Genomic DNA, 26924 nt, shown 5'->3' with positions numbered 1-26924 from the left:
ACCTCGGATCAAGCAAGGCCCCTGAGATGGGAGGATTGGAAGTCGGTTTCTTCCGGAACTCTCAAAATACGGCAAACCATGGAGGAACAGAATCCCATGTTTAGGATCATCAGAAATACCGCATTCGGAGCCGCCGTAGCCCTCGTGGGCCTGGCCGCCACCGCGACAGCGGACGCAAAGACCGAATTGACCATGTATTACCCCGTAGCGGTCGGCGGACCCTTGACCGAGGTGGTCGATAAGCTGGTTGCCGACTTCGAAGCGGAGAACCCGGACATCGATGTCAACGCCATCTACGCCGGCAACTACAACGACGCGCGCATCAAGGCGCTGGCAGCGCTGAAGAGTGGTGAGCCCGCTCAGCTTGCCGTCATGTTCTCCATCGATATTTACGAGTTGATCGAGCAAGACGCGATCATTGCCTTCGACGACATCGTGAGCAGCGAGGAAGACAAGGCTTGGTTGAAGGGCTTTTACCCGGCTCTCATGGAGAACGGTATTACCGATGACAAGACCTGGGGTATTCCCTTCCAGCGCTCGACCATCGTGATGTACTACAACAAGGATGCTTTCCGCGAAGCCGGCCTGGACCCCGAGAATCCGCCGCAAACCTGGGATGAGCTTGCCTCCATGGGCAAGAAGCTCGTCAAGAAGGCAGGCGACGGCACCGTCGAGAGATGGGGCGCCATGATCCCCTCCACCGGGTATCCCTACTGGATGTTCGGCGCGTTGACCAAGCAGAACGGTCAGGTTCTGATGAGTGGAGACGGCGCCACGACCTTTTTCGACGCACCCGCCACCATCGAAGCTTTGGAGTACTGGAAAGGCCTTGGATCGGAAATGGGCGTAATGCCGGAAGGGACCATCGAATGGGGTACCTTGCGGCAGAACTTCCTGGAAGGCAAAACCGCCATTATGTGGCACTCCACGGGCAATCTGACCGCCGTGAAGGACAACGCAAGCTTTGATTTCGGTGTAGCGATGCTACCCTCGAAGGTCAGCCGCGGAACGCCAACCGGCGGTGGCAACTTCTACATCTTCAAGGACACCAGCGAGGCCGAACAGCAGGCCGCTTTGAAGCTGATTAAGTTCTTGACACAGCCCGAACGAACAGCGGAATGGAGCATCAAGACCGGTTACATCGGCACGCGCCCCGATGCCTATGAGACTGACAAGCTAAAGAACTACGTGGTCGAGTTCCCGCCGGCCGCGGTGGCTCGTGATCAGCTCGAATTTGCAACGGCTGAGCTTTCGACCTACCAGACAGGCCGGGTACGAAAACTGCTCGACGACGCCATTCAGGCGGCCCTGACCGGTAGTAAGTCACCGACCGAAGCTCTTACCGAGGCTCAGAAAGCTGCTGACGGCCTGTTGCGGCGGTATCGCTAACAGACGGAATGCCTCCTTGTTTCCGAGGGCGCGGCAAGCCGCGCCCTCGGGACCTTTCTCGGAGTAACAACACATGGGTGGGCCCAGATTCATCAAGAACCAGGTTTACGGCTGGCTGCTGTTGATGCCTGCCGCGACCCTGCTTGTGGCATTTACCCATTACCCCGCCGTTGCAACGTTGCTGCAAAGCTTCTTTTCCTCGGGAACAGCCCGACGGCCAAGCAAGTTCGTCGGGCTCGACAATTATGCCTACATGCTGGAAGATCCGGTCTTCTGGAAAGTCCTGACAAACAACCTTTGGTATGCAGTCGGCACCATTCCGACCAGCGTCGCCATTGCGATCTTAATGGCGCTCTGGGTCAACGAACGACTGCCGCTGCGAGGCGTCGTGCGCATGGCCTACTTCACGCCGACCGTCCTGCCGATGATCGCCGTGGCGAACATCTGGCTTTTCTTCTATTCGCCCGATATTGGTTTGCTCGACCAAGTGACGCGGGTGTTCGGCTTTCACTCTCAGAACTGGTTGGGCGACCCGGACACGGTTCTTGCCTGTATCATCGTGATGACCGTTTGGAAGGAAGCCGGTTTCTTCATGATCTTCTACCTGGCCGCCCTGCAATCTCTACCCCATGAATTAGAGGAAGCCGGGCGCCTGGAAGGTGCCAGCCGCTGGTACTTCTTCTGGCGCGTAACATTCCCACTATTGATGCCGACCACGCTCTTCGTCCTGATTAACGCAGTGATCAACTCCTTCAAACTTGTGGATCATTTATTCATCCTGACCAAGGGTGGGCCGGACAACGCCTCATCGCTTCTGCTCTATTACATCTACGAAGTGGCTTTCAGCTTCTTCGATCAGTCCTACGCTTCGACCTTGACCGTTGTACTCCTCCTGCTGCTGGCCTTGATAGCGGTCGGTAAGTTCACCGCGCTCGACAAAAGGATTCACTACAGATGAGCGCGGTCAGAAACACACCGGGACGCTGGCTAGAGATCATCGGCGCCTGGATGGTGGCCGTTCTGTGGCTGCTGCCGTTGGTTTATGCATTCTGGGCAGCCTTCCATCCTCCGGAGTACGCCACCCGCTTCGATCTTCTTGCGCCTCTTACACTGGAAAATTTCGCCACCGCCTGGTCGCAGGCGCCCTTTGGCCGGTACTTCGTCAACACCTTCTTACTTGTGACGATGATACTGATCGCGCAGCTTTTCCTGTGCACCCTGGCGGCCTACGCCTTCGCCCGTTATGACTTCTGGGGTAAGAATCTGGCTTTTGCCTTGGTGCTTCTACAATTAATGATCATGCCCGAAGTTCTGATCGTCGAGAACTACCGGACGATGAGCAATCTTGGCTTGGTCGACAGCATCCTGGCCATCGGCCTCCCCTATATGGCCAGTGCGTTTGGCATCTTCCTGTTGCGCCAAACGTTCAAGACGATCCCAAAGGAACTAGAAGACGCCGCCCGCATCGAGGGTTGCTCGGAAATTTCGATCCTGTGGCGTGTCTTCGTCCCGCTGGCAAAGCCTACCTACATTGCCTTTGGGCTGGTTTCCATCAGTCATCACTGGAACAATTTTCTCTGGCCTCTGATTATCACCAACTCGGTTTCAACTCGTCCCTTGACCGTTGGTCTGGCAATCTTCGGCGCGCCGGAGTCCGGGGTCGATTGGTCAATCATAACAGCCGGAACGCTGCTCGCCGTCGCGCCGCTGCTGGTTGCCTTCCTGTTGTTCCAACGCCAGTTTGTCCAATCCTTCATGCACGCAGGCATCAAGTGATGGAGATTGTTACCTGGAATATCCAGTTCGGTCTCGGTACAGACGGCATCGCTTCGTTGGAGCGCATCGCGGCACGAATCCTGGAGAAAGGCAGGCCGGAAGTCGTCTGCCTCCAGGAAGTCGCAAGATTCCTGCCAAGCTTGGGGCCCTCTGCTGCAGAAGACCAGGTCGCAGCTTTGGCTGCCTTGTTCGATGGCTATCGCGCTGTCTATGGCCCGGCGATCGAGCGGCAAGCGGCAAGCGGGGTAAACAACCGAACACTGGAGTTCGGCAATCTGGTTCTGTCACGACTCCCCGTCATTCAAGTCTTCCGGCACCCGCTGCCGCAACCCGCCGCGGCGGGCGTCAAGCACATGCCGCGTCAGGCGACAGAAGTGGTCGTTCAATCGGGCGAGCACCCGTTGCGCATCATTACAACACACCTGGAGTTTCATTCGGAACCGCAGCGTAAGGCACAGGTGGAACGCTTGAAAGCCCTGCAGCAAGAAGCCCATGATAACGAGCGGCTGGTTGCAGCGACCGTATCAGAAGGCCCCTACGCTGCGGTGCCGCGCCCGCAGGATGCCATTGTCTGCGGAGATTTTAACGCTGAGCCTAACGACGCGGTTTATCGTGCCATGCTATCGTCCATCGAAGGCCGGTCCGGCAATCTCTTCCAGGATGCCTGGCGGGTCTTGAAGGGTGATGCCCCGCATGACGGCACTTGCGGCCTAGACGACCCAAAACAGTGGCCGCAGGGTTTGCATTGTCGCGACTACTTTTTTGTCAGTGACAGACTGGCGGCAGGTCTCGTCGACATCTGGATCGACCAGGAAACCTGCGCCTCGGACCATCTTCCGGTATGGCTTCGCCTCTACCCCACGGCCGCCAAGCCTGAGCCCTGACTGACCACGGCCGGGTTATTAACACCTCGGCGTGATTCCCGCTGCGCTTTTTTCTTCTCATAGGTGGTTAGAAAATCAAGTTCACTGTAGAACAACGGGGATAATTGCTAACATGGGTTAAAAATTGTGACATTTTTTTCATTTTTGTTGAATAAATAAAAAGCATCCTTAGACTGAATGCTCGTGTTCCGGCCGCGGCGACAGCATCGCCCGCCGCAGAACATACTCTGAGAATTCATGGATGGGAGAAGGCTATGAAATTTAATATCCGCGCGGCAGGGATGGGGCTGGCCGCTGCCCTGGCAATGACGACCGGCGCACAGGCAGCCACCGAAATCAATGCGAGCATCTGGTTCCCGGATACGCACCCCTTGACCAAGTACGGCTACGTTGAGTGGGCCAAAACGCTTGAGGCCGCCTCGAATGGCGACATCAAGGTTAACCTGTTTACCGGCACCGCATTGCTGCCGCCTAACGCGCATCTGAGCGGTCTGCAGGATGGCATTGCGCATCTGACCTACCACGCTGGCACCTACACACCGACCGACCTGCCCGAGGACAATACGCTTTCGATCCTTGGCTTCGGGCTGCGCGACATCATGACGTCTTCCTTCGCAGTGACGGATTTCTTCATGAACGATCCGGAGATGAAAGCCCGCTTCGATTCTCTTGGCATTGTCTTTGCCGGCGGCTATGCGACGCCGCAGTACACCATCATGTGTGCCAAGGAAGTCAAAAGCCTGGATGACATGAAGGGCCTGAAAATCCGCATGCCCGGACCGGTGCATGCTGAATGGGCACGCAGCATCGGCGCCGTTCCGGTCAGCGTCCCCTCTTCGGAGATGTTCACCGGCCTGGAGCGTGGACAACTGGATTGCGCCTCCAACGCAGCCAATGATCTGAAGAGCCGGTCTCTTTGGGACGTTGCGAAGTACACCTATAACATTCCCCTCGGTGTCTATTTCGCCGGTTGGGAATACGCCTTCAACAAGGATTTCTGGGGCGATTTGGAAGCCGGTCAGCGCCGCATCATCCTGGACACCATTTCCGACACCTTGGTCGACACGATGATCGGCTACGTTAACGCGGCCGAAGAGGCGTTGGCTGAAGCGCCGTCGCATGGCGTGACAGTCACTCAAGCCTCGGCCGAAGATCTGGCGGCGACGAACGAGTTTGCCGCGAATATCGTCCGGGCCACGGCTATCAAGGAAGGTACGGAGCGCTTCAACGTTCCTGATCCCGAGGGTCTGGTAGCTCGCTTCGAGGCAACGTTGACCAAGTGGGAAGGCTTGCTCGATGGCATTGACCGGGCGGATGCCGCCGCGCTCAAGAAGGTTCTGAAAGACAATCTTTACAGCCGGATCGACGCCGCTTCCTACGGCAACTGAGTTCGGTCTGAAGACAGACGAAAGAAAAGGGCCTCTCCGATGGAGAGGCCCTTTTTTCTACGGTATTCCATCCGATCTCAGGAACCTCGGAGGGTCCGATAAAGCGCCGGACGGCGTTGATCCAGCAAAGGATAGCGGCGGCGCACTTCCTCGATGAACGACAAGTCGATCTCCGCGGTTACGCAACACTCCGTATCGGATGCCGTTGCCACGACGGTCCCCCAAGGGTCCACGATCATACTCCGCCCGACAAATGCCAGCCCGGATTTGGGCTCCACGCCATACTGTCCCGAAGCCACGACAAAGCACTGGTTCTCGGTCGCACGAGCGCGCAGGAAGAACTCCCAGTGATCGTAACGCGGGCTGAGGAATGCAGACGCACAAACCATGATATCGGTCCCCTGGAGCGCCATCTCCCGGTAGATCTCCGGGAAACGCAGATCAGAGCAGACGGAAAGGCCAACGCGACCCACGTCCGTTTGAAGCACGTCAAGACAATCGCCGGCGGTAATCTTATCGGATTCGCGGATGCCCGGAGGAATGTCAGTCCGGTTGGGTGCGTCGAACAGATGCGTTTTCCGATAGGTGCCGACGATCAAACCCTGCGGATCGATAAGCGGCAGGCTGTTGTGGTAACGCCCGTCGGCCGCCTCCTCATAAAGCGATCCACCGATATACATGCCGTACTTCTTGGCTTTTTCCGCCAGCAAGTTGGTCACGGGACCCGGAATTGGCTCGGCGATCGACCGGTAAACCGTCGCATCGGAGAACCCAAGGCCAGTCCATAGTTCCGGCAGGACACAAAGGCGCGTTCCCCGCTCCCCCGCTTGGTCGATCAAGTTGAGCATCTTCTCAACCGTAGCGTCCTTTTCACCGTCCACTGCGGTGATCTGAATGGCCGAAACGACAAGCCGATCAGATTGACTGGGCATAAATCTTCAACTCCTTACTGCATCAATGCGGGCAACCAGAGCGATAGCAGCGGGAATGCCACGATAATCGCAAGGGTTACGATCTCGATTATGACGAACCAGGTAACGCCCCGGAAAATCTCCTGCAGGCTTACGATACTGCCAAGGGCGGCCTTCATCACGTAAACATTGAGCCCTACGGGGGGCGTGATAAGCCCGATTTCGAGCAGCTTTATAAGGATGATGCCAAACCAGATGAAGTCGATTCCGGCTTCACGTGCAACCGGCAAGATAATCGGCAGCGTCAACAGCAGTATACCGATGGAGTCCAGGAACATGCCAAGGGCCAGGTAGAGCACGGTAACCATGATGATCACGGTCAACTCGTCGCCGCCGAACATCAGTAGCTCTTTCGCGATGAAGGTAGGTACGCCGCTCAGAGCCATAAACTTGCCCAGCAGAACGGTGCCGATCACGACCATGAAGATGCCAGCAGTACTCGAAAGGGTGCTGAGAATCGCGTCCTTGAGCACCGGCCAGGAAAGGGTCCGACGGACGGCTGCCAGGACGATCGCCAGGAACGCGCCAACAGCGCCTGCTTCCGTCGGCGTGAATAGCCCGATGAAGATACCGACGAGCACACCCAGCACAAGCACAGGAAGGGGCCAAACCTCTTTTAGGGCATCCCACTTTTCCTGCGCAGAAAAGACCTCCTCAACCCGTGGCGCCAGCTCCGGATTGATCTTGACCCGGGTGATGATCATCAGGGACAGCATCACCGCCGAAAGCAAGCCGGGGACAATACCGGCAATGAACAACTGAGAGATGGAGACCTCGGCATAATAGCCGTATAGCACCATCAGAATACTTGGCGGAATCAAGGAGCCCAAGGTACCGGCGGTAGCGACCACGCCTGTCGCAAGGCCCGGATTATAGCGATACCGCAGCATTTCCGGTGTTGCGATTCGCGCCATAGAAGAGGCCGTGGCAACACTGGAGCCGGAAGCCGCCGACATCAGCGCACAAGCGCCTACACTGGCAACCGCCAAGCCACCGGGCAAGCGCGACAGAAAGATCCGCATCGCCTTGAACAAACCCTGTGTCAGGCCCGACGAAGACGCCACGTAGCCCATCAGCAGGAACATCGGGATTGCCGTCAGGTTCCAGTCGCCGACGAAGTTGAAGGGGACTGCCGTCAGCATGCCCCACGCAGCTTTCATATTCAGGATCACGCCAATGCCGATGAAGGATACAAAACCGACGGCCACGCCAATCTGAATCCTCAGTCCAATGAGGACCAGTCCGGCGGCCAGCCCAATGAAACCGATCAGTACATTATCCATGCTTCTGCCCCTGGGCCGGCTGAGCCGAATCCTGTTCTTCCAAAGATGTTGGTGCACTCGGCGTCGGGTCGAAGTCCGGCTGCCTCAATGCTTTCCAAGCGTGGAGAAGGATCGCCATCAGAATGACTGCGAAACTGATCGGCAGGATGAATTTGGACGGCCAGATTTCGATGAAATCGACCCCCATCACCATTTCCTGTATGCGAAAGGACTTAACGGCGTCGAGCCATGTCTGATAGGCCAGAATTCCGAAGAACACGGCACTAATCAGGTTGCCCATGATATAGAGCCCCCGCTGCGCCAATTTAGGTAGCAATCGAACAAAAAGATCTACCTGGATGTGCTCGTGCCGTAACTCCACAATGGCCAGGGGCAAGAAAACCACCGCAACCATGTAGTAAATTGAGACCACCTCCAGGTTGCTCTCGATAGGTGCATGAAAAACGTTACTCATAAACACATCGAGCACCATTTGGACCATCATCAGCACAAGGCTGATGCCGCCCACGACAGTCAGGCCCTTCGCGAAGGAGCTGATGAAACGCTCCGCCGCCGAGGCGTGGTTTGCCGCCGTCTCGCTAGATCGTTGTTCCACTTCTCTCCCCTAGAACTCTTATGATCCGCCGTTCCAGCCGTAGGATTCGGCGGCCGATTCGGGCGACACCTTACCGTTTGCAATGTCCGATGCAATGGCTGAGTTGGCACGCTTTTCAGGCTCGCCCCATCCACCTCCACCTGCAGTTTCGACCACCAGACGATCGCCCCGGTGAAGTTGTGTTACGGTCTTGGAGCGAATCTCCTCAACTGCGCCGTCGACCCTGAAAATCCGGGACCTGGCGACCCCGCCTTCCTTGCCACCGTTAAGTCCGCCGGCCGGAACGAAATGGCGCTCGCCACGGTGGGAGAAAGACACCGGCCCACTTACATCGTCGAGAATCTCGAACTCCTTGATCACACCAAGGCCCCCGCGCGAAGACCCGGCGCCGCCGGAATCCCGGCGCAACGCAACCCTGTTGATGCGCAAAGGCGCCTCCATCTCCATGGCTTCGGCAGGCAGATTCATACAGTTCGTTGCGTCAGTCTCTATCGCATCGACACCATCCAGATCGTTACCGGCGCCACTACCGCCCGCGATCAACTCCCCAGTCACGAAGGCCTCGCCCGAGCGCCGCGCACCACCAAAAGCCATGACAAGCAACTGACCCGCGTTGGGGGCGGGAACTTTGCCGGGCAGCGCCTCGGCAAGCGCCGAAAGCATGCAGCCGGTGATCCGCTTGATTGTCGCGGTCCGCGCATTTACCGGCGCCGGCGACTTCGGATTGACTAATGTACCCTCTGGCAAAGTGAGACGGATGGGCTTGAAACACCCGCCATTGTTGGGGATCGACGGGTCGGTAACGGCCCGTACCGCATAGCAGGCAGCGGCCAGGCTGCCCGAGGGTACGCAGTTGATCGGACCGCGCACCTGCGGGCTGCTGCCCGTCAGGTCGAAATGGATATCGCCGTCCGCAAGAGTGACCGCGACTTCGACGCGAACCCGTTTGTCCAGATCGATTCCGTCATTATCCAACCAATCGGTGAAGCGGTAGGTGCCGTTCGGAATTTTCTTCAAGGCATCGCGGGTCATGGCTTCGGCGCGCTCGATCAGCAACTGGAACATCGTCAAACAGGCGTTGTTGCCATGCTTGTCCACCAATCCCGCGAGGCGTAATGCACCGATCTTGCAGGCCGCAATCTGAGCATGTAAATCTCCCAGGAAGATATCCGGAATCCGGACATTCAGCCGCAGCAAGGCTGTCAGTGTTTCGTCGAATACGCCACCGTGCGCCCAACGAACAGCGGGCAACCGCAGGCCTTCCTGGTAAATCTCAGTAGAGTTCGTGGGCACCGATCCGGCGCTCATTCCGCCGACGTCCTGGTGATGGGTCATGGTAGCCGCCAACGCCACCGGTCGGCCGTTGGCGAAAATTGGCATCACGACCGCGATATCGGGTAGATGCGTACCCCCATGGTAGGGATCGTTCAGCAGGTAAATATCGCCGTCGGTCATGGTCTCGGGAGGGAACTTCCGAATGATCTCGGCGACCGCCGGTATCAGTGTGCCCAGGTGGATTGGCACGGCACAAGCCTGTGAAAGCGTCGTGCCGTCCAGCATGAAAAGCGATGCTGAGGCGTCCAGCCCTTCCTTGACAATGGGGGAACAAGAACTCTTGAAGAGCGTGACCTCCATTTCCTGGGCGATTCCGTCCAGCTTGTTTCGAACGACTTCCAACGTAATCGGATCGACGCCACCAACTGTTTTCGAAACCATCTTCATTACTCCTTGCGCTCGATGAGCAGAGAATTTCCCTCGACGACCAGGGCCTGCCAACCGGGCGGCACAAGGGTCGTGGTATCCGACTGCTCGACAATGGCCGGACCTTCGAAACGCTCGCCCGACGTCAGGCCATCGCGATCGTAAACCGCTGTCTCCACCGCTGAAGAAAGGCCCTCGAACCAAGCGAGTCGCGATCCCTTATGCGCTTGCTTGGCAGCACCATTCGCCCGCGCCGTCAGATTGGGCGGCGCGAGCTGCGCCCGATGGACGGTCCTCAGATTGACGATCCTTGCAGGCGCGCCCGTGGCGTGACCAAAGATGCGGCGGTGGGTTTCCTCGAAGCGCTTGTACAATGCCCCGATGGGATCGGTGCCGGACAGGTCCAACACCACCTCCAATGTTGAACTTTGGCCCATGTAGCAAACATCGGCGGAGTAACGGGTCTCAACCTTCAGGCCGGACAGGTTCTCGGCGGCCATAAGGTCCCCCGCCTGGGCGTCCAGTGTCGAAAGAAACTTCGCAAGGTCGTCCGTAATGGCGTCGTTCAAGGGCATCGGATAAGCGGCGGCAACCTCATGCTCGATGGGCGCTGCCAACAAACCCGCCGCGGAAAGGACGCCCGGATAGCGAGGCACTAGAACGCGCCGAATACCAAGCTCCTCCGCCAGCGGCACCGCATGGAGAGCGCCTGCACCACCCAGAGGAACCAGCACGAACTCGCGTGGGTCCAAGCCTCTGTTCAAAGACACCAGACGAATGCCTTCGGCCATCTGAGCGTTGGCTATCCGATGGATGCCAAGAGCCGCTTCCGGCACCGAGAACCCCATTGGCTCGGCCACTTCCCTGCGGATGGCGTCCTCCGCCAATGCCGGATCGAGCCGCAACGTGCCGCCAGCAAAATAGCCGGGATCGAGATAGCCCAGAACAATTGATGCATCCGTCACGGTCGGCTGCGTACCGCCCCGGCCATAACAGACGGGGCCCGGTTCTGCACCAGCGGATTCCGGCCCAACGCGCATACCCTTCGCGGAATCCAACCAGACAAGACTGCCGCCGCCGGCCCCCAAGGTTTCAATATCAACCATAGGTACGCGTACACTATATCCAGCTATCGACGTTTCCGAACGTACAAGCGCCTCACCGCCGTCAACCAAGGCAATATCGCTGGAGGTGCCACCAACATCGATCGTGATAATTTTATCAATGCCTGCTTGGGCGGATTCGGAAAGTCCGCCAATCACGCCACCAGCGGGACCGGAGAGGAACAGCCTCACCGGACGAAGCCGTGCAACGGAAGAGATCGCAAGTCCACCACGCGACTGCATGATCTGCAATGGCGCAGGCATCCCAGAGGCCGCAAGCGATTCCTCCATTTCCCGCAGGTAGCGATCGACGACCGGCTTCACATAGCTGTCGAAAGCCGTAACGACCGTACGTTCGTACTCTCGGAAGGCCGGATCTACTTCAGAGGACAACGAAACCGGCAGATCAGGTGCCACCTCGGCAATGTAGGCCGCAATCGCGCGCTCATGAGCCGGATTCAAGAATGAAAACAGCAGCGTTACGGCGATGGCCTCGACTTTCTGTTCCAGCAATTCATCAACGGCGAGACGGACGCTATCCATGGAAAGCGCTGTAACGACCGAGCCATCCGCGGATACACGCTCATCGACTTCAACACGCCGAGCGCCTGGCGCTAGCCAAGCAGGAGTCTGCGACCTTAGCTTCAGGTCATACATCTCCCGCCGCATCTGGCGTCCGATCTCGAGCACATCCTTGAAACCGCGCGTTGCGATGATGCCGATCCTGGCACCCTTGCGCTCCAGCACAGCGTTGGTCGCCACCGTCGTGCCGTGGGCAAAACGGGTGATGCTATCAGGCGCAACCCCATGCTCGTCTTTGAGCTGCGCGATAGCGTTTCTGACGGCGATGCTTGGGTTGGACCGTGTCGAAGGAACCTTGAAAATTTTCGGTCCGTCGTCTGTCACACAAACGATATCGGTGAAGGTTCCCCCAATATCGATGCCAAGGCTAACCTCACGCTCATCCGTTGCCATGCTACTTCACTCCGCCGCTTCAAAACCATAGACCGACTTGGCGGTCTCCGGCGTGATATAGCCATGCTCGACATCCCTCCGAACGGCCTCGCTTGGCCGTTCGCCGACCGGGCCATAACCTGCCCCGCCCGCGGTATAAAGGGTCAGAATATCGCCCTTGCGGAGATCCAGCATGTCCTTGCTTTTCACCGAAATGATCTCACCGCCCCGCTCCACCTCACAACGCGCGACCTCTCCATCGGTGCCGCCAAACAGACCATAGGGAGACAGGCGGAATCGATCGGCATAGATCGCAAAATTGACGTCGTCCTTGAGGATTTCATAACGACGGTAAAAGCCGAGGCCGCCGCGATGGCGGCCATGGCCGCAAGAATCCGGCAGCAAGCCATAACCGACAATCCGAAAATGGGAGAAGTCCATATCCGTCGCCTCAATCGGCGTATTGGCGCAATTGGAAAGCGGAGCATCGACGGCATCACAGCCGTCCGTATTTAATGACGCGCCGTAGCCGCCGCCAAACACTTCCAGATAGACGCGGTACTTGCCCTCGTCCAAATGCGAGATCGAGGTGACTGTTGTCGTATCGTTCCCACCCGCAATGACCCGGTCCGGCACGATCTGTGCCAAAGCCTTCATCACGGCATTGAAGCAACGATATCCGGCTTCCATGCGGGCGCGCACCGGCGCCGGGTAGTTGGGGTTCAGCAGGGAGCCCTTTGGCGCCGTGATGCTGATCGGCCGCTTTACACCCTCATTGAAGGGAATGTCAGGACTGGTCAGAACCGATTTAATGGCACTGAGTGTTGAGGAAACCGTAGAAGAGAACGGGCAGTTCAGATTACGGGTCACCTGCGGGCAGCTACCGGCAAAGTCGACACTGATGGTGTCGCCCTTAACAACAAGGGTTGCCTTGACCTCAAGCGGCTTGTCGGTCAGGCCGTCATCGTCCAAGGCGTCTTCGCCATAATAAGTACCGTCCGGAATTTCGATCAGCGCAGCACGGAATCGGCGCTCCGAGTAGTCCATCAGTTCGGTCATGACCGCAGTGACCGAATCCACTCCATATTTCTCACAGATCTGCGTGACGCGCTGACCGCCGATCGCGTTGGCGGCGAACTGCGCGTTGAAGTCGCCGATGGTCTGGGCGGGCACGCGAATATTCGCGGCCACCAGACGCTCCAACGGCCCACCGTACCAATCCCGCTTCAGGTTGTACTTGGATGGCGGAAAGATAAAGCCTTCGGCATGAACGTCCGCTGCGGCCGTGGTCAGGCCGGGGTTGCCACCGCCAAGGTCAAGGTGGTGAGCAACTGTGCCGGCAAATCCGATTACCTTCCCGTCGACAAAGATCGGCGAATAAATGAATACGTCCTGTAGATGCTGACCACCTGCGAAGGGATCGTTGTTGATGTAGAAATCGCCTTCAACAAGCTCATCGACCGGATAGAGCGCCGCACAAGCGCGGAAGGTGTCGGCCATCGGACCGAGTTGCATCGGGATGAGTTCCGCTTGGGCAACAACGTTCCCATCTCTGTCCAGGAGTGCGGCGGAAGCGTCGGAGGCCTCTCGGACGATGGTGGAGTATGCCGAGCGGATCAACTTGGCGCCCATTTCACGGGCCGCCGCGATCAAACCTTGGCTGATGACCGCATAGTCAACTGGGTCTAATGTGCTCATGATATCGGTCCTTGTATTTGCTTCCGGCATTATTCGGCCCTCGTCAGAATCAAATTGTGGTTCTCGTCCTGCGCCGCGCTCCAGCCGGCAGGCACGAATAAAGTAGAGGTCGAATCCTCCAGCAGCATCGGCCCTGTCAAGATTTGCCCATCGCCGATCTGGCTGCGGCTCATCAGGGTGCCCTGCCACTTCTGGCGTTGATCAAAGAGTTCGATCTCACTGGCTTCGACACTGTAATCACCGGTCTCGACCAGCACCGGCAGATCCGCCAACTCGGCGGAAATACCCAATCGGAAGGACACAAACTCGATCGGCTTATCCGAGCTGGCGCCAAAGAAATAGATCTTCTCGTGAGCGGTGCCGAAAAGCCGCTGAATTGCGGCGCCGTCCAGCTTGGCCACCTCCGCCTCGCTCAAGGCAACAGGCACCTCAAAGGCCTGGCCGACGAAACGCATATCCGCGATGAAATCCAGTCGAAGATTGCTATCTAGCCCCAGTTCGTGGAAGCGCGTCAGCGCCCGATCCTTCATTTCCTTGAAAATGCCGCGCACCAGGTCGCCGGCCCCAACATCGACGACGGCACGGTGGGTCATGCTCTCAAACTGAACAAAATCGGAGGCGATCAGGCCGTAGGCCGACATGACACCTGCATTGGGCGGTACGACAATGGTGCGGATGCCCAGATCCTGGGCCACCTGGGCCGCGTGCAAAGGCCCGGCACCGCCATAGGGAATCATCACATAGTCACGCGGGTCCTTGCCGCGCTCGGTCGAGATAAGCTGAATGGCGCGAACGATGTTCGCATTCGCCAATTGGATCGCGCTATCCGCAGCTTCCTCCAACGTCATGCCAAAGTGCTCGGCAATCGGCTTGAAGACTGCGCGCGACGCTTCCGGGTCAATCTGCATGCGACCGCCGAGAAAAGCTTCGGGGCGCATGGTCTGACGGATGACATGTGCGTCTGTGATCGTCGGCAACTTACCGCCGCGACCGTAACACGCCGGGCCGGGGTCGGCGCCCGCGGATTGCGGTCCGGCGCGCAGCATGCCTCCTTCATCGATCCAGATAATGCTGCCGCCGCCGGCGCCGACGGTATTGATGTCGATGACCGGAATCCTTACCGGCAGACCGTCGATCATGAACTCGTTCGTCAGGCCGGGCTTTCCGCCGGTAACGACGCTGACATCGGTAGAAGTCCCTCCGATATCCAGCGTAATGAGATTCTCGTAGCCGGACCGGCTGGCTTGCCGTGTGGCGCCCATGACGCCAGCGGCCGGGCCGGAAAGCAAGGCGGTCACAGCGCTTTGACGCATGGCCTCGGCGGGCAGGCGTCCGCCGTTGGACTGCATGACACTGAACCGACCTTTGAATCCATTCTCCGCAAGGCGCCCCTCGAAACGCCCGATATAGCGGTCGATCACCGGCTGAACATAGGCGGAAATCGCTGCCGTCGATGCCCGCTCATACTCGCGAAACTCGCGCGTCACAGCGGAAGACAAGGTCACGTGCAAATCCGGAAGCCGCGCCTGAATGATCGATCGAAGCTGCTCCTCGTGTGCCGGGTTCGCATAGGCATTCAGCAAGCAAACGGCGACAGCTTCATAACCACCGTTCTTAAGCGCGGGAATCAATGCCGTCTCCACCTTGGCTTCGTCCAACGCAGTAAGCACGCTGCCGTCAGCCAAGATACGTTCCGAAACTTCGAAGCAATCGGCGCGCTTAACCACCGGCGCGGGCTTCTGATACTCTAGATCGTAAATGCTCGTGCGGTTGTGGCGTTGCAGCGCCAGGATGTCCCGGAATCCTTCGGTTGTCACGAAAGCGGTCGGAAAGCCTTTACGCTCCAGAACAGCGTTGGTAGCCACGGTTGATCCGTGAGCCAGATCCTCGATCTCGGCGATCGTCAGCCCGCTGGCAAGCAACGCATTAAAGGCGCCTTCGTCCGGACGGGAAGGGACACTCGGCACCTTGGCGACACGTATTCCTTCCTTTCCGATAGCTACCAGGTCCGTAAAGGTTCCCCCGACTTCGACGCCAACGCGCATCTATACTCTCCTCCAGTTTTCTCATCGATCTGCCGATGCAGTTCCATTACGACTATCAATCTAATTGAATATTTTCTATAAAAATTTTTGCAAAAACGAAACTTTAATCTACATTAGCGGCGAACACCAAAGACGATGAGCAGGAAATAATGCCCTGGAATGTGCTGTGCCGCCTCCCTCAAGACGACGCTGGGAGCACCGATCGGATCAGGGAAACAAACGCGCCTTTTCGCGGCGGGGTCGATTCCATTTGGGACATCTTGAAAGATTGAGAGTGCACACCTGATGCCGACAGCACAAACGCCAGCGACGGCGGCGAACACACCTAAATACGTGATCATCACATTGCTGTTCCTAAGCGTCCTCGTCTTTGCCTGGGGGGGTAACTACACTTGGGTCAAGTTGGCCCTACAGGATAGCGGCCCCTTGACCTTCAACGCCCTGCGCTTTCTGGGGGCGACAGCCATCGTCGGCCTATGCCTGGTTTCGCTTGGCAGGGGCAGAGTCCTGCTGCCGGAGCCGGGCGAGCGGCTCTTGCTCGGCGCCATCGGCTTTCTACAGGTCGCCTTGATGACCGGCTTGACCTCAATTGCCATGCTCTGGATCGAAGCAAGCAGGACCGTTTTGATCGCTTACTCCATGCCGGTTTGGGCGCTGCTGATTAGTATCTGGTTGCTGGGTGAGCGCACGACACCGACCGCGGTTGCCGGCGGCGCCTTAGGTTTATTGGGTCTGGTGCTGCTCACCGAGCCCTGGACAATGACCTGGGATAGCGGCAATGCCTTTCTCGGTTCAGCCATCGCCTTGATCGCCACCATCGGCTGGGCCACCGGCGCCGTGCTATACAGAACCCGGCGCTGGCGCAGCAGCTTCTGGCAACAGGTGTTCTGGCAGTTGGCTGTTGCAGCGGTATCGGTATCGCTCTTGGCCATGATCATGGAGCGAGGGACTGCCTTTAGCCCGACGCCGCAGTACCTAGCCATCTTATTGTACAACTGGATCGTGCCTACCAGCTTCGGCTTCTGGTGCTGGGCACAAGCGCTCAGCAGGATATCGGCCGCAAGCGCGGGGCAGTTTCTGCTCCTCTCACCTGTTTTCGGCGTGTTTCTGAGCAATCTTGTTTTGGATGAGCCGCTTCATTCGTCACTGCTCATAAGCGCGCTTTTCATCTTGGTTGGCGCCTTCCTATCCTTTCAACGATCTGCCGTGCCACCGCAGACCAACACTCCTGGTTGACAGCCGATGATTTCTTTTCAGTCTGATTCTAAATTTTCGGTTGAATTTTTTTTGTATTTTTTTCAATCTAAGCAAAACAACAATAATGAAGGGGAGTCATACCTTTGTCTTTGATGCAAAAGAGAACGCGCAAATCGGAAATCGACGGCTCGATTGGCCAGAAGCTGCGGTTGCGCCGCAAGGTCAGGGGGCTATCGCTTGCGGTAGTGGCACAAAACAGCGGCGTCTCCATCGGCCAATTGAGCCATATAGAGCGCGGTATTTCAGCTCCTTCGCTTCATTCCCTCAAGCAGATCTGCGAAGCATTGGACATGCCAATGGGCTGGCTGTTCGACGGGAAGGAGGCCGACGAGAAGAACGACTCGGATTATATCGTCCGCACCGCTAATCGGCGCATTCTTGATCTGGGTGAAAAGGGTATGACCAAGGAGTTGATGACGCCTGACTCCTGCCCCGGAATACAGATGATGCTAATCATCATCCAGCCCCAAGGCGGCTCCGGCAAAGAGCCTTATAACAATCCAGACGGCGCGAAGTGTGGGACGGTTGTTTCCGGTACGCTGGGTTTGGAGATTGACGGCAAGCAGTTCGAGCTTATGCCGGGGGACGCATTTGCTTTTGATGCCAGGCAGTTATGTCGCTTCTGGGCGATCGGCGAAGAAGTTTGCCAAGTGATCTGGACCGTGACTCCTGCCGTCTACTGATGACCTCTGAGAGCAACCCAAGCAACACACGCCCGAAACGGATGGCCTGACCAATGATTGAACGCGAGCGTCCTCTTCTTGCCAATTCCCTCTGGGAAGCGACCGCCAACCAAGCGCTGCCACGCCGGCATCTGGAAGAGTCCCTGACCGTCGATACAGCTATCGTTGGTGCAGGTTTTGCCGGCCTGTCTTGCGCCCTTCACTTAGCCGAGCGCGGGTTGAAGCCGGTGGTGATCGAAGCGCGGACCCCTGGATGGGGTGCTTCCGGCCGCAACGGCGGGCAAGTGATACCCGGACTCAAGGAAGACCCCGACACGATAGAAAAGCTCTACGGGCCGGAGATGGGCGGCCGGATGGTACGTATATCGGGCGAGGGGCCGTCCCTGGTTTTCGATCTGATCCGACGCTATGGCATCGAATGCGATCTACAGGACAACGGATGGATACAGGCGGCACACGATTCCAGTGCGCTTGATCTGTTGGCCCGCCGCGCCGAGCAGTGGCAACGTAGGGGTGCCAAAATCGAGCACCTATCCAAGTCCGAGACTGCACGGTTGATCGGCACCGGAGCCTACGCCGGCGGCACGCTGGACAGAAGAGGCGGCTCCGTTCACCCGCTTAATTACGCGCTCGGACTAGCCGCCGCGGTCCGCAGTCTTGGGGTCGACATTTACAGCGACAGCCCCGCCGAAAGCCTCGAAAAGACCGGCCAGGGGTTCCTGATTAAAACTCCGCACGGCGAAGTGCGCGCCAAACAGGTGGCGCTTTGCACCAACGGTTATACCGACCACCTGTGGCCCGGCTTGGCGAAAACCGTAGTTCCATTCCGTTCCATACAGGTCGCAACCAAGCCGCTCTCCGAGAATGTCCGGCGGAGTATTTTCCCGGAAGGCCATGTCAGCAGCGACACGCGCAGACTCCTAAACTATTTCAGACTGGATGCGACAGGGCGCTTACTCATGGGCGGTCGAGGCGGCTTTACCGACGCAGGTCTAAGGGCCCGTTTCTCCGTGCTCAAGCATGTGACGCACCGCTTGTTCCCGCAAATCGGAGAGGTGGAGTGGGAACATGCCTGGGGCGGACTTGTCGCCATGACCCAGGACCATTTCCCGCATTTGAATGAGCCGGCGCCAGGCCTGCATGCTGCGCTGGGCTTCAACGGTCGGGGCGTGGCAATGGCCACCGCGCTCGGCAAGGTCCTGGCTGAACGCTTGGCTGGCAAAGCCGTCGAAGATCTGGATTTCCCGGTCACTCAACCAAATCGAATTCCATTCTACGGTCTGCGAAAGCCGGCCGTGACCTCGCTGGTGGTTTGGTACGGGCTGCGCGACCGTTTGGGATTCTAGGTCACGCCTCCAATCCACTATTGCAATCCCAACACCCTCTGCCGGGAGGGTGGGCGGCCCTGGGGGATTAGGGCCGCCCTTTAATTCACGCTCCACGAAAGAGCTGTGGGGTCACGGTGCAAGCACGCCCGAGAAAAGGCGCCAGCCGCCGTGCTCAGCCAGGTAAGTCTGAGAAGCCGGGTCCGTGATCGAGAGACCACCGTCAACCACCAACGTTGTCCCGGTAATGAAGGAAGCGTCATCCGAGGCCAGAAACAAAGTGGCGCAGGCTATCTCATCGGGCTGCCCCATCCGGCCGAAAAGCGACGCCTGCCGCTCCCACGCCGCGGATTTGCCTTCCTCGGCGGTTTCGAATGTCTTGATCCATCCCGGCGAGACCGCGTTGACACGCACGCCCTTAGGCGCCCCCTCTACCGCCAGACTTCGGGTCAAGGCTTCCAATGCCGCCTTCGCTACGCCGTAATGCCCCCATGTACCGTGCAGGCTGGCGGTCGAGGTGATGTTTATAATCGCGCCAGACCCTCGCTTTACTGCCGACTGCGCCAGATAGGGCAGGGCGCTTGTTGCAACGAAGTAAGCTACATCAAGGTTGGACTTGATCATCTTCTGGAACCGCGCGGTAGGCGGGTCGGTCTTCTCAACGCCCGCATGTCTGGCGCCTGCACCGACATTGTTCACTACTATGTCCAGGGCACCGGTCCAGGCTAGGCACTGTTCGACGAGGTCGCGCGCTTGCTTCTCCTCACGCACATCCGCCTGTATGAAGCATAAGCGGGGGTCGTCTCCGCAGTCCTTTAACAAGCCGAGTCCGCGTTCCCGGCTCCGCCCGCAAAAGGCCACGCTGGCGCCTTCCGCCAAAGCTTTTAGAACAATGGCGCGACCGATCCCGGCACTGCCTCCGGTGACGAGGATGGTCTTGTTCTTGAACCGCATAATGCATTCTCCCGGTTTCGAAAGCCTGGCTCAGCCTGACGCCCCGATAGGAGGGATGCAACGCGGAGAGGTAACAATTTTCACTTACAGACAGTCTTGACTGTTTGTTTCTTACAAATTAGTTTTTCACTAACTATAAGAAATGTCCGCGGTCGCGACGGCTGAAGAACGACATTTTGGGCCGAAGCGACTTTCCCAGGTTCTCTGACCCCTACGGAGGCTATGTCTATGAAGAAACTAACGCTTATGATTGCCGATGCTTGCGCGGCAATTTCCGCAGCCCTTGGCGGCGCACCCGCCACGGCGCAAACCGAGTTTATCGCCAATTCCTTTTATTCTGCCGAACACCCCCATTCCAAGTATGGCTACATCGAATGGGCGGAGATGGTAAAGGAGCTCTCCGGCGGATCGCTGGTGCCCGAGGTTTATACCGGTACGGTCCTGTTGGCGCCGCGCGCCAACCTTCAGGGCATCCGTGACAACGTTGTCCAGGTTGCCCACCACGCTGCGGTCTACACACCCTCCGAGCTTCCAGTTGCCAACGCGGTTCAGGAACTTGGGTTCAACTACTCTGACGCTCTGGTGGCGATTTTCGCCGTGACGGATTTCAGCGTACACAACGCCACGCAGCTCCAGGAGTGGAAGGACAAGGGCGTCGTCTACCTCGGCTCATACGCCACGCCTCCATACATTCTCTTCTGCCGGGAACCGATCCGTAATCTCGAAGAGATTAAGGGCAAGCGTATCCGCACTGCCGGTTCGACCGTGTCGTTGTGGGTTGAGGAAGTTGGCGGAATTCCCGTCAACGTACCCTCCAGCGAGATGTACACTGGCCTGGAGCGCGGCACGCTGGATTGTGCGTCCAATGCCGGCAACGACCTGATCGACCGGTCTTTGTGGGAAGTCGCCAAGTACACGACGATCCTACCCACTGGCATGTATTGGTCCGGCCCACAGTGGGGTTACAATCCGGGCTTCTGGGCAAGCCTGAAGCCGGCCGACCGCCGCATTCTTATGGAAGCCACCGCCCGCGCCATGGCCCGCATGAACATCAACTATATCAAGCGCGCCGATAGCGCCCTTGAAGAAGGCAAAAGCAAGGGCAACACGATCTATCAGCCCGAAGCCGATCTGATGGCCTCTGTTGAAAGCTACCGCGAGAAAGCTCTTGGGCTGGTCTACAAGACTGCCGAAGAGAAGTACGGCCTGACGAACGGGAAGGAAGTCATTGACGATTTCCGCGCCGTTTATGCGAAGTGGGAGAAGCTGATCGCCAGCGTCGACCGCAATGACGAAGATGCCCTGACCGCTCTGGCGCTCAGTGAAATCTACGACACGCTGGACCCAGCCACCTACGGCGTTCAGTAATGGAAAGGGCAGGCCGGAGCCTCTGTGGTACAATCTTGTTCCTTCAGGCATCCCGGTCTGCCCCTTCGCCTAATTAATCGTCTGGAGGTTCCATGCAGGTTCGACGCACACAGGCAGAGCGATCGCGCAAAACGCAGCGTAAAATTCTGGATGTGACGCTAACCTGCTTGCTGGAACAAGGTTTGCGGGATACCTCAACCGTCGACGTTGCCCACCGGGCCGGCGTTTCCCGGGGCGCATTGCTGCACCACTATCCGAGCAAGGATCTGCTTCTCAAAGAAGCGCTGAGGCACCTGCTGCGCGATGAAATCCGCGAAGTCCGCCAGATGGCGGAGGGCGTGGACAGCGGTGAGATCGACTTCGATGCGTTTCTCGCAAATCTGTGGGAGCGCTTCTCAGGTCCGATGTACATGATCACGCTGGAGTTCGTGACCGCTGCGCGCACCGACCCCGTAATCAAGGCGGCTCTTGTGCCCGTGGCGCTGGAATACAACGCCTCGCTCGACGAGATCTGGGAACAGTTGTTGCTTCGCTCGTCCAGCGAACCGCGCGACAGGCGACTGGCGCTGAACGTGACGCTCTGTTTTTTGCGCGGCATGGGCACACAATCGGTTTGGCGCGACGACCCACAACTTTTTCATGACATGTTGGATTTCTGGAAACAGACACTGGAAACCGCAGGCATCCTAAAAAACAAAGATCAGAAAGGCTGACCATGGCCAGCGATCCACTGGACCTATCCGGTCACGACAACGACTACAGCGCCACTGACGGCTACCTTGAGCGCCTCTTCGAAGGGCTGAACAAGGCCTTCCTTGTCGTGGGCTGCCTGTTCATGGCGGTCATGATGCTGCACGTGAGCATCGACGTCGCGTTGCGTTTCTTATTCAACAGTTCCGTGATCGGCACGCTGGAAACCGTCTCCTTCTATCACATGGTGATCGCCGTTTTCCTGCCGCTGGGTTATGTCGAATTGAAGGGCGAACATATTCGCGTGGATCTCTTCGTGCAGTTCCTGCCCAAACCCCTGCAGTTCGCACTGTATCTCTTTGCCTGCCTGCTCGGGTTGATCTACTTCGGAATGCTTGGATACCAAAGTTTCCTCGATGCCTGGCGGTCTACAGATCGTCTGGAAACCATCATGTCCAACTTCCTTTTCTACATCTGGCCGAGCCGGTGGGCCTTGCCTATCGGTTTTGCAGGAATCTGCCTCGCCATTCTCGCAAACCTGGTGCGGGCGCTCCGTCTGCGCCGTGCACTTTAGAGAGCCAGCCTCACCATGACTAATCTGGACATCGGCGTCGCAGGCATTGTCGTTACGCTTCTGCTCATAGCTCTGCGGGTGCCCATCGGGCTTACGCTTGGCCTCGTCTCCATCGTCGGCGTTGCGGCGATGACCTCGATACGCGTGTCCTGGGGTTTGATTTCGGCAACGCCGTTTGATTTCGTTGGGCAATGGGAGCTAACGGCAGCGCCGATGTTCCTCCTGATGGGGTACATCTGCTCCACAACGGATATGACCAAGGGTTTGTTCTCGGCGATGCGCCTGATGTTGGCGCGGCTTCCGGGCGGCCTCGCCGTATCCAGCGTCGCTGCCTGCGCGTTTTTTGCTGCGGCCTCTGGCTCCAGCGTCGCCACGGCGGCGGCAATGTCCCGTATTGCAGTCCCTGAAATGCTCGCCAACTGCTATGACAAAGGACTTGCAACCGGCACCATTGCCGCGTCCGGCACCCTTGGGTCTTTGATTCCACCAAGCGTTTTGCTGATTCTCTACGGTGTCTATGCCCAGGTTTCCGTCGGTCAGCTTTTCATGGCCGGGTTCTTGCCGGGCATTGTGTCGGCGTTGCTTTACATGGCGATGATCGTTGTCCGCGTGCGCGCTAATCCGAGCCTTGCCGGCACCGTTCAGATCGAGGTGACCCGCGCTGAAAAAATCGCGGCCTTCAAGGATATCTGGCCATTGCCAGTCCTTATCCTTTCCGTGCTGGGTGGCATTTTCACCGGTATCTTTTCCCCTACTGAGGCTGGCGCCATCGGTGCTTTCGTGGCGGCCGTCATCGCCTACAGCCGTGGAGCATTGACGCGCGAGGCCATCAAGAGCGCCCTGATCAATACCGCGAACAGCACCTCCAGCATCTTCATCATTCTCATCGGCTCTGTCTTTTTCACGCGCTTCCTTGCGCTTAGCGGCGTGCCGGTAGCCTTCTCCGAGTTGATCCTGGGGGTCAGTGATCAGATCTGGTGGATCCTGCTGGCGGTCACGGTGATTTACGTGATCCTGGGCATGTTCATCGATTCGATCGGTTTGCTGCTTTTGACTTTGCCGCTGATCCTGCCGCTGGTGGACGGTGCCGGATTTGATCTCGTCTGGTTCGGAATCATTGTCATCAAGCTTCTCGAAATCGGGCTGGTTACGCCGCCAATCGGATTGAACGTTTACGTCATCAAGGGGGCGTTGGGGAACCTCGTCACCCTGCAAGAGGTCTTCAAGGGCGTGACCTGGTTCGTGGTCATGGACCTCGTTGCCCTGCTCCTCATCATCATTTTCCCAGCCATGTCGCTGTTCTTGCCAACGCTGGCTTACCGCTGACGCGCCTGCTTATTAGGGAGACTAAAAGTGACCACGACTATTTTCACCAATGCCAATGTACTCGATACCCGCGCCGGCACGATCCTGCCGGACCACTCGGTTCTAGTCACCGACGGCAAGATCACCGAGGTATCCCAGACGCCCCTGAAGGCCGACGGCGCAAAAGTCATTGACATCAAGGGCCGCTATCTGATGCCGGGGCTTTGCGACGGCCACGTCCATGTCACCGCGATCACGCCGGACTTTCCGATGCTCAAGCGCCTGTCGCCCTTTTATGTAGCGGCGCGCAGCGGCGATTTACTTCGGGACATGCTGATGCGTGGCTTTACCACCGTGCGAGACGCGGGTGGTGCGGATTACGGCCTTTCGCGCGCGGTCGACGAGGACAAGCTAATCGGGCCCCGCGTTCTCTTCTGCGGTCACGCCTTGTCGCAAACCGGCGGCCATGGGGACATGCGCGGCGTCGGCGACCACGATTTGGACCAATGTTTCTGCTGTGCCGGACTTGGTCTCGTTTGCGACGGTATTCCGGAAGTCCGGCGTGCCGCACGTGACGAAATTCGCAAAGGCGCGACGCACATCAAGATCATGGCCTCCGGTGGCGTGTCGTCGCCGACTGACCGGATCGACAGCACGCAATTCGCACTGGATGAAATCGACGCCATCGTTGAAGAGGCCACCGCAGCCAATCTGCACGTCATGGCGCACGCCTATACTGCTCGGGCAATCAACCGCCTGCTGTCACGCGGTGTCAGGACCATCGAGCACGGCAACCTGATGGACGAGCAAAGCTGCGAGGCTTTCTTGAAGTATGGGGCCTTCCTGACCCCGACCCTGGCCACTTACAACGCGTTGGCCAGCGAAGGTGTTGAAGCGGGCATGGCGCCGGAGTTGCAAATGAAGGTCTACGACGTGCTTGACGCTGGCGCCCGCGCCCTGGAGATGGCCCAAAACGCCGGCGTGCGCATGATCTATGGTTCCGATCTGCTGGGCAGCATGCAACGCCACCAGCTCAACGAATTCAATCTTCGCAAGGATGTCGTCCCTGCTGCAGAGCTTATCCGTGCAGCAACCTGCACCGCCGCCGAAGCTTTCCTGCGCGACGGCGAGTTCGGCGTCGTCGAGCAGGGTGCACGCGCCGATCTTCTAGTGGTCGAGAGCAATCCACTAGAGGACGTGACGGTTCTAACCGAGCCGGAAAAGAACCTCACCGCCATCATGAAGGAAGGCAAGTTCTATAAGAACCTGCTGCCTTGAGAGTTTCCACACTGCCGGAATTAGGAGTAAGAAATGAGTAATGTAGAACCTATTGATTACCAGAAGCGCAGCTACGGCGCGATCGAAGTCGGCTTGGGTCAAAAACCCGGAATTGTCGTCATCGACTATCAAAAAGCATTTACGGAATCCAAGTACCGACTGGGCGGTGCCCCGATGGTTATGCGCGGCCTGGAGAACACCGCACGCCTGCTGGAGGTCGCGCGGCGCAATAACGTTCCGATCGCAACCTGCTACACGGCCTACAAAAGCGAAAGGGACATGCCTTACTGGAAGGTCGGCGCAGTGCGCGAGGAGCTGATCCATGGCCATCCCTGCACCGAGCTAGACCCGATGATCTATCAGGAAGATTACGACGTCGTCGTCTGCAAAACCGGGCCGTCCATCTTCTTTCAGACGCCCGTCGTCCCCTTCTTCCTCAAGGAGCGCGTCGATACAGTGATTGTCACCGGCTGCATCACCAGCGGTTGCATTCGCGCATCAAGCATCGACAGCTTCCAATGGGGATTCCGAACCATCGTACCGGAGGACTGCGTCGGCGATCACGAGGAGCAGCCGCACCTCGATAACCTGCGCGATCTGTCCCGTCGCTACGCGGACATTTCCAGCGCTGACGCCATGATCGAGTACATCGAGGAAACCGGCCGCAGAAATAACTGAGGATCAGCCGGGCGCTTCGGCGCCCGGCGTTTCTCCCAGAGGATCGACCGCCAACTCTTGCAGCCTCCGGCTCAGTTTTGGTGCGGCAAAATCAATGAAAGCCCGAACCTTCGGCGCCACCAAGCGGTTATGGGGGTGCACCAGGTGAACCGGAACCGGGGGCGGCGTGACCGGCTCCAGCACCGGCACAAGGGCACCGCTTCGAAGCTGCTCCGCGACCATGTAGGACAAAGCCACCGTTATCCCATCGCCAGCGGTGGCGGCGGCAATTGCAGTGGCTGCATCATTAATCTCCAAGCGCGGCTCAAACGATTGGTAAGCGACCCCGCCACGGTCAAGGTATCCCCACTTGCGATTTGCCACCAAGCCAGTAAATGCGATTATGGAATGAAGTTTCAGATCGCTGGGATTTTGTGGCCAGCCACGCCTATCCAGATACTTCGGACTTGCTACCAGCAAGCGCCTGACTTGTCCGACACGCCTTGCAATAAGGCTCGAGTCAGAAAGTGGTCCAATACGCACGGCAACGTCGATACCTTCTTCAACCAAATTTACCGTTCTGTCGATCAGCAGTACGGAGAGGCTGACTTGAGGGTGGGCGCCTAGAAATTCGGAGACGATCGGCGCCAGTGCCGTTCGCCCGAATGTGAACGACGTGGTGACGGTCAGTCGCCCTTGGGGGGCGGCCATCTCCCCCAATGCCTCTTTCTCCGCAGCCTCGATACCGGCAAGCACCGAACGGGCGGTTTCCAGAAACCGCACGCCGGCCTCGGTCATGCTCAAGCTGCGGGTCGTCCGATTGAGCAGCCGCACACCAAGGCGCGCCTCGAGCGAAGCAACGGCACGCGTCACCGCCGGAGGAGAGATATGCAGACGCCGCCCCGCCGCGGCAAAACTGCCGACGTCGGCAATCGCGACCAAAACCTCCATTTCATGCACACGGTCCATCTTTATTCCTTTTAGCGAAATAAAGTATTTCATATTCCTTATATTATTTTATTTCACGTCGAATGCCATCTTCCTTT

General features: G+C 58.0%; 23 protein-coding genes. 14 read left to right on the top strand and 9 right to left on the bottom strand.

Features of this window, described 5'->3' with window-relative positions; genetic code table 11:
- The first annotated feature begins 96 nt into the window (after nt 1–96).
- From FHR98_RS02280 to FHR98_RS02260, 5 genes are all read left to right on the top strand, one after another.
- The gene (locus FHR98_RS02280) at nt 97–1389 is read left to right on the top strand and encodes an ABC transporter substrate-binding protein (RefSeq protein WP_183414994.1); all 1293 of its coding nucleotides are present in this window, start codon (nt 97–99) and stop codon (nt 1387–1389) included.
- 73 nt (nt 1390–1462) lie between these two features.
- A complete protein-coding gene (locus FHR98_RS02275) occupies nt 1463–2347 on the top strand; it encodes a carbohydrate ABC transporter permease (protein WP_183414993.1) in 885 nt (294 codons plus the stop codon).
- Nucleotides 2344–3165 carry a carbohydrate ABC transporter permease gene (locus FHR98_RS02270; RefSeq protein WP_183414992.1) on the top strand — a complete coding sequence of 274 codons (822 nt, stop codon included), beginning with the start codon at nt 2344–2346 and terminating at the stop codon, nt 3163–3165. The genes FHR98_RS02275 and FHR98_RS02270 overlap by 4 nt, the downstream gene beginning before the upstream one ends.
- A complete protein-coding gene (locus FHR98_RS02265) occupies nt 3165–4049 on the top strand; it encodes an endonuclease/exonuclease/phosphatase family protein (RefSeq protein WP_183414991.1) in 885 nt (294 codons plus the stop codon). Before FHR98_RS02270 ends, FHR98_RS02265 begins: the two co-directional genes overlap by 1 nt.
- Before the next feature lie 254 nt (nt 4050–4303).
- On the top strand, nt 4304–5437 hold the full coding sequence (locus FHR98_RS02260) for a C4-dicarboxylate TRAP transporter substrate-binding protein (RefSeq protein WP_221205675.1): 1134 nt from the start codon (nt 4304–4306) through the stop codon (nt 5435–5437).
- 77 nt (nt 5438–5514) lie between these two features.
- On the opposite strand, the gene FHR98_RS02255 is transcribed toward FHR98_RS02260, so the two are convergent.
- The 7 genes from FHR98_RS02255 to FHR98_RS02225 are packed head-to-tail and all read right to left on the bottom strand — an operon-like array spanning nt 5515 to nt 15787.
- Nucleotides 5515–6369, bottom strand: coding sequence for a carbon-nitrogen hydrolase family protein (locus tag FHR98_RS02255; protein WP_183414990.1), 855 nt, complete (start codon nt 6367–6369; stop codon nt 5515–5517).
- 14 nt (nt 6370–6383) lie between these two features.
- On the bottom strand, nt 6384–7691 hold the full coding sequence (locus FHR98_RS02250; protein WP_183414989.1) for a TRAP transporter large permease: 1308 nt from the start codon (nt 7689–7691) through the stop codon (nt 6384–6386).
- Nucleotides 7684–8286 carry a TRAP transporter small permease gene (locus FHR98_RS02245; protein WP_183414988.1) on the bottom strand — a complete coding sequence of 201 codons (603 nt, stop codon included), beginning with the start codon at nt 8284–8286 and terminating at the stop codon, nt 7684–7686. Before FHR98_RS02245 ends, FHR98_RS02250 begins: the two co-directional genes overlap by 8 nt.
- A gap of 18 nt (nt 8287–8304) precedes the next feature.
- Nucleotides 8305–10002: a hydantoinase B/oxoprolinase family protein gene (locus FHR98_RS02240; protein ID WP_183414987.1), complete on the bottom strand. Its 1698-nt coding sequence runs from the start codon at nt 10000–10002 to the stop codon at nt 8305–8307.
- 5 nt (nt 10003–10007) lie between these two features.
- A complete protein-coding gene (locus tag FHR98_RS02235; protein WP_183414986.1) occupies nt 10008–12065 on the bottom strand; it encodes a hydantoinase/oxoprolinase family protein in 2058 nt (685 codons plus the stop codon).
- Between the two features lie 6 nt (nt 12066–12071).
- Nucleotides 12072–13742 carry a hydantoinase B/oxoprolinase family protein gene (locus FHR98_RS02230; RefSeq protein ID WP_183414985.1) on the bottom strand — a complete coding sequence of 557 codons (1671 nt, stop codon included), beginning with the start codon at nt 13740–13742 and terminating at the stop codon, nt 12072–12074.
- A 29-nt stretch (nt 13743–13771) separates the two neighbouring features.
- Nucleotides 13772–15787: a hydantoinase/oxoprolinase family protein gene (locus FHR98_RS02225; protein ID WP_183414984.1), complete on the bottom strand. Its 2016-nt coding sequence runs from the start codon at nt 15785–15787 to the stop codon at nt 13772–13774.
- Between the two features lie 285 nt (nt 15788–16072).
- Between FHR98_RS02225 and FHR98_RS02220 the strand changes: the two genes are divergently transcribed.
- The 3 genes from FHR98_RS02220 to FHR98_RS02210 all read left to right on the top strand — a co-directional run bounded on the left by FHR98_RS02220 (nt 16073) and on the right by FHR98_RS02210 (nt 19073).
- Complete coding sequence (locus FHR98_RS02220) at nt 16073–17023, top strand: DMT family transporter (RefSeq protein ID WP_183414983.1); 951 nt, start codon at nt 16073–16075, stop codon at nt 17021–17023.
- A 113-nt stretch (nt 17024–17136) separates the two neighbouring features.
- On the top strand, nt 17137–17727 hold the full coding sequence (locus tag FHR98_RS02215; RefSeq protein WP_183415185.1) for a helix-turn-helix domain-containing protein: 591 nt from the start codon (nt 17137–17139) through the stop codon (nt 17725–17727).
- 53 nt (nt 17728–17780) lie between these two features.
- Nucleotides 17781–19073 (top strand): NAD(P)/FAD-dependent oxidoreductase, encoded by a 1293-nt coding sequence (locus tag FHR98_RS02210; protein ID WP_183414982.1) that lies wholly within the window; start codon nt 17781–17783, stop codon nt 19071–19073.
- 111 nt (nt 19074–19184) lie between these two features.
- On the opposite strand, the gene FHR98_RS02205 is transcribed toward FHR98_RS02210, so the two are convergent.
- On the bottom strand, nt 19185–20006 hold the full coding sequence (locus FHR98_RS02205) for an SDR family NAD(P)-dependent oxidoreductase (protein ID WP_183414981.1): 822 nt from the start codon (nt 20004–20006) through the stop codon (nt 19185–19187).
- A 228-nt stretch (nt 20007–20234) separates the two neighbouring features.
- Here FHR98_RS02205 and FHR98_RS02200 point away from each other — a divergent pair, with 228 nt between their 5' ends.
- The 6 genes from FHR98_RS02200 to FHR98_RS02175 all read left to right on the top strand — a co-directional run bounded on the left by FHR98_RS02200 (nt 20235) and on the right by FHR98_RS02175 (nt 25899).
- Nucleotides 20235–21374 (top strand): C4-dicarboxylate TRAP transporter substrate-binding protein, encoded by a 1140-nt coding sequence (locus FHR98_RS02200; RefSeq protein WP_221205673.1) that lies wholly within the window; start codon nt 20235–20237, stop codon nt 21372–21374.
- A gap of 92 nt (nt 21375–21466) precedes the next feature.
- On the top strand, nt 21467–22087 hold the full coding sequence (locus FHR98_RS02195; protein WP_183414979.1) for a TetR/AcrR family transcriptional regulator: 621 nt from the start codon (nt 21467–21469) through the stop codon (nt 22085–22087).
- 2 nt (nt 22088–22089) lie between these two features.
- Nucleotides 22090–22638 (top strand): TRAP transporter small permease, encoded by a 549-nt coding sequence (locus tag FHR98_RS02190; RefSeq protein ID WP_183414978.1) that lies wholly within the window; start codon nt 22090–22092, stop codon nt 22636–22638.
- A 15-nt stretch (nt 22639–22653) separates the two neighbouring features.
- A complete protein-coding gene (locus tag FHR98_RS02185) occupies nt 22654–23964 on the top strand; it encodes a TRAP transporter large permease (RefSeq protein WP_183414977.1) in 1311 nt (436 codons plus the stop codon).
- A gap of 27 nt (nt 23965–23991) precedes the next feature.
- Nucleotides 23992–25221, top strand: a complete 1230-nt coding sequence (locus FHR98_RS02180) for a metal-dependent hydrolase family protein (protein WP_183414976.1) — start codon at nt 23992–23994, stop codon at nt 25219–25221.
- A 33-nt stretch (nt 25222–25254) separates the two neighbouring features.
- A complete protein-coding gene (locus FHR98_RS02175) occupies nt 25255–25899 on the top strand; it encodes an isochorismatase family protein (protein ID WP_183414975.1) in 645 nt (214 codons plus the stop codon).
- 3 nt (nt 25900–25902) lie between these two features.
- Here FHR98_RS02175 and FHR98_RS02170 read toward each other — a convergent pair whose 3' ends face one another.
- Nucleotides 25903–26847, bottom strand: coding sequence for a LysR substrate-binding domain-containing protein (locus FHR98_RS02170; protein WP_183414974.1), 945 nt, complete (start codon nt 26845–26847; stop codon nt 25903–25905).
- Between the last annotated feature and the right edge of the window lie 77 nt (nt 26848–26924).

The organism is Limibacillus halophilus (genome assembly GCF_014191775.1).
In the GTDB taxonomy this organism is placed as follows: domain Bacteria; phylum Pseudomonadota; class Alphaproteobacteria; order Kiloniellales; family CECT-8803; genus Limibacillus; species Limibacillus halophilus.
This window is presented reverse-complemented; position numbering and strand designations above follow the sequence as displayed.

Coding starts and splice junctions, on each gene's coding strand:
- FHR98_RS02225 (WP_183414984.1), bottom strand. CDS start 15,787: ATGCGCGTTGGCGTCGAAGTCGGGGGAACCTTTACGGACCTGGTAGCT.
- FHR98_RS02195 (WP_183414979.1), top strand. CDS start 21,467: ATGCAGGTTCGACGCACACAGGCAGAGCGATCGCGCAAAACGCAGCGT.
- FHR98_RS02175 (WP_183414975.1), top strand. CDS start 25,255: ATGAGTAATGTAGAACCTATTGATTACCAGAAGCGCAGCTACGGCGCG.
- FHR98_RS02235 (WP_183414986.1), bottom strand. CDS start 12,065: ATGGCAACGGATGAGCGTGAGGTTAGCCTTGGCATCGATATTGGGGGA.
- FHR98_RS02260 (WP_221205675.1), top strand. CDS start 4,304: ATGAAATTTAATATCCGCGCGGCAGGGATGGGGCTGGCCGCTGCCCTG.
- FHR98_RS02205 (WP_183414981.1), bottom strand. CDS start 20,006: ATGCGGTTCAAGAACAAGACCATCCTCGTCACCGGAGGCAGTGCCGGG.
- FHR98_RS02230 (WP_183414985.1), bottom strand. CDS start 13,742: ATGAGCACATTAGACCCAGTTGACTATGCGGTCATCAGCCAAGGTTTG.
- FHR98_RS02270 (WP_183414992.1), top strand. CDS start 2,344: ATGAGCGCGGTCAGAAACACACCGGGACGCTGGCTAGAGATCATCGGC.
- FHR98_RS02215 (WP_183415185.1), top strand. CDS start 17,137: ATGCAAAAGAGAACGCGCAAATCGGAAATCGACGGCTCGATTGGCCAG.
- FHR98_RS02220 (WP_183414983.1), top strand. CDS start 16,073: ATGCCGACAGCACAAACGCCAGCGACGGCGGCGAACACACCTAAATAC.
- FHR98_RS02210 (WP_183414982.1), top strand. CDS start 17,781: ATGATTGAACGCGAGCGTCCTCTTCTTGCCAATTCCCTCTGGGAAGCG.
- FHR98_RS02255 (WP_183414990.1), bottom strand. CDS start 6,369: ATGCCCAGTCAATCTGATCGGCTTGTCGTTTCGGCCATTCAGATCACC.
- FHR98_RS02250 (WP_183414989.1), bottom strand. CDS start 7,691: ATGGATAATGTACTGATCGGTTTCATTGGGCTGGCCGCCGGACTGGTC.
- FHR98_RS02190 (WP_183414978.1), top strand. CDS start 22,090: ATGGCCAGCGATCCACTGGACCTATCCGGTCACGACAACGACTACAGC.
- FHR98_RS02185 (WP_183414977.1), top strand. CDS start 22,654: ATGACTAATCTGGACATCGGCGTCGCAGGCATTGTCGTTACGCTTCTG.
- FHR98_RS02170 (WP_183414974.1), bottom strand. CDS start 26,847: ATGGACCGTGTGCATGAAATGGAGGTTTTGGTCGCGATTGCCGACGTC.
- FHR98_RS02265 (WP_183414991.1), top strand. CDS start 3,165: ATGGAGATTGTTACCTGGAATATCCAGTTCGGTCTCGGTACAGACGGC.
- FHR98_RS02275 (WP_183414993.1), top strand. CDS start 1,463: ATGGGTGGGCCCAGATTCATCAAGAACCAGGTTTACGGCTGGCTGCTG.
- FHR98_RS02280 (WP_183414994.1), top strand. CDS start 97: ATGTTTAGGATCATCAGAAATACCGCATTCGGAGCCGCCGTAGCCCTC.
- FHR98_RS02240 (WP_183414987.1), bottom strand. CDS start 10,002: ATGGTTTCGAAAACAGTTGGTGGCGTCGATCCGATTACGTTGGAAGTC.
- FHR98_RS02200 (WP_221205673.1), top strand. CDS start 20,235: ATGAAGAAACTAACGCTTATGATTGCCGATGCTTGCGCGGCAATTTCC.